This window comes from Polaromonas sp. P3_C2 (genome assembly GCF_056402675.1).
This window is the reverse complement of record NZ_JBFUGX010000606.1, coordinates 1-2,507: the sequence shown is the minus strand read 5'-3', so window position 1 is coordinate 2,507 and position 2,507 is coordinate 1. Positions and strand designations below refer to the sequence as shown.

Sequence of the window (2,507 nt, the reverse complement as noted above, 5' to 3'; positions counted from 1 at the left end):
CCAAGGGGCGGCCGCGCTACTTCAGCATCAGCGGCGTGCCGAAATTCGACGCCAACGGAAAATTCACCGGCTACCGCGGCACGGGACGCGACACCACCGAAATCCGCCGTGTCACCGAGGCCCTGCGCACCAGCGAAGCGCAGCTGCGCGAAATCACCGATACCGTGCCGGCCTGGATCACTTACGCTGACGCCAACCAGCGTCTGTGCTTTCATAACCGGGCCTACGAGGAAGTCTTCGGCATGACGCAAGCGCAGCTCGAAGGCAAGACCATCCGGGAAATCCTGGGCGACGAGATGTACGCGCTGGTCAAGCCCAGGGTGGAAGAGGTGCTGCAGGGCTACCCGGTGGTCTACGAGCGATCGCAGAAAACCGCCCGCGGCGGCATGCGCGACTACGTGGTCAATTATTTCCCGCGCTACGGCGACGGCGCCGACGAAGGCAAGGTGATCGGCTTCTACACGCTGGCCAATGACGTCACCGAACTCAAGCGCATTGACCGCATGAAGAGTGAATTCGTCTCGACGGTCAGCCATGAGCTGCGCACGCCGCTCACCTCGATCCGGGGCTCGCTGGGCCTGATCTCCGGCGGTGTTGCCGGCCAGCTGCCCGACGCCGTCAAGACGCTGGTGGGCATCGCGAAAACCAACTGTGAGCGCCTGATCCGGCTGATCAATGACATCCTGGACATCGAGAAGATCGAGTCCGGCAAGATGACCCTGGATTTTCAGGCCATCGAACTCAGGCCTTTGCTGGAGCAGGCGCTGGCCGCCAACGAAGGCTACGGCGCGGCGAAGAATGTGCACCTGCAGCTCGAGTTTCCCGACGAGGACCTGCAGGTCAGGGTCGACAGCGACCGGCTGACGCAGGTGGTGACCAACCTGCTGTCCAATGCGATGAAGTTCTCGCCCGAAGGCGGCACGGTGGATATTCACGTGGCTCGCAGCGAAACGGGCATACGCGTCGAGGTGCGGGACCACGGGCCCGGCATTCCGGAGGAATTCCGCAACCGCATCTTCCAGAAATTCTCCCAGGCCGACTCCTCCGATACACGGCAAAAGGGCGGCACGGGCCTGGGCCTCAATATTTCACGGGCCATCATCGAGCGCCTGGGCGGCAGCATCGGTTTTCATACCGACCCCSGGGTCGGCACCACCTTCTTCTTTGAACTGCCCGAATGGGTGGATTCGCCGGAGCGTACTTCAGGTTTCTCGGCACTGGTCGAACAGCGGCCGCGCGTCCTGGTTTGCGAGGACGACCCGGACATCTCCCGCCTGATCAGCATGATGCTCGACAAGGGTGGTTTTGATACCGAAATGGTGTACACAGCCAGACAGGCCGTCGCGGAGCTGGCAAAAAGGCGGTACGCCGCCGTCACGATAGACCTGAAGCTGCCCGACCAGGACGGCATTGCGCTGATCAGGGCGCTGCGCGCCCAGCTGCATACACGCGACGTGCCCATCGTGGTGGTGTCGGCCTCGGCGGCCGAGGGGCGGATCCAGTTCAACGAACAGTCCCTGACCGTATCGGACTGGCTGGAAAAACCCATCGATGAGAACATGCTCGTGCTGGGCGTGCGGCGCGCCATTGCCGGTTCGGTCGAAGCCCGCGCCGTCATCCTGCATGTTGAAGACGATCCGGACATCCAGCGCATCGCAGCGACCATTGCCCAGGGGTTTGCAACCTTCGTCTTTGCCGACACGGTGCAGGAAGCACGTGACCGGCTGAAGGAACAGCGCTTTGACCTGGTCCTGCTGGACCTCAGCCTGCCGGGCGGTTCGGGCTGGGACTTGCTCAAGGACGTTGAGGCGATGGACGGCCCGCCGCCGGTGGTGATTTTCTCGGCACTGGAGGTGGACAGGCTTCAAGCCACGCGGGCGGCCGCCGTGCTGGTCAAGGCCAAGACTTCCAACACCGAGCTCCTCGAAACCTTGCGGCGCGTGCTCGGGCAAAGCAATTCTGCGGAATCGCCTACGGACGAAGCCTGAACCTGTACCGGGCCCGCGGCAGGCTACGGGGTTTCTAGCGCGCTAGTGAATAAATCCGGGATTTAGCCTTTACTGGCTTGCGCGAGCAGCTATATTTTTCATAGCAAATTCACGCGGAAGGCGTGGTCATCAGCGCGGTATAACGGCGCTGCATTTCCTCCGGCGACACGGTTTCAATGCTGTGCCCCACACTCCACCGGTAGCCTGCCGGGTCGCGAAAGCTGCCTGAGCGCTCACCGTAAAACTGGTCTTGCGCCGCCATTTCCAGCGTGGCGCCGGCTTTCAGCGCACGTGCAATCACCTCATCGCAGTTGTCCACATGCAGGTGCAGCGTGACGGTGGCCGGCGCGCCGGCATCGGGCGCCCGGGTGCCGTACTCCGGGAATTCTTCCGACACCATCAGCGTGGCGCCGTCAAAGTCCAGTTCGGCATGGCCGATGCGGCCATCGGGTTCTGTGAGCCGGAATTTTTCCGTAGCGCCAAAAACCGAGGTGTAAAACGCCATGGCCTTTGCAGCAT

General features: G+C 62.5%; 2 protein-coding genes. One reads left to right on the top strand and one right to left on the bottom strand.

Annotated features, from left to right (window positions below):
• Positions 1 to 1,988, top strand: a 1,988-nt coding sequence (locus tag AC1DWI_RS19660) for an ATP-binding protein (protein WP_477725518.1), incomplete at its 5' end; no start/stop codon positions are given.
• 109 nt (positions 1,989 to 2,097) lie between these two features.
• On the opposite strand, the gene AC1DWI_RS19655 is transcribed toward AC1DWI_RS19660, so the two are convergent.
• The coding region (locus tag AC1DWI_RS19655) for a VOC family protein (protein WP_477725517.1) at positions 2,098 to 2,507 on the bottom strand (410 nt) is incomplete at its 5' end.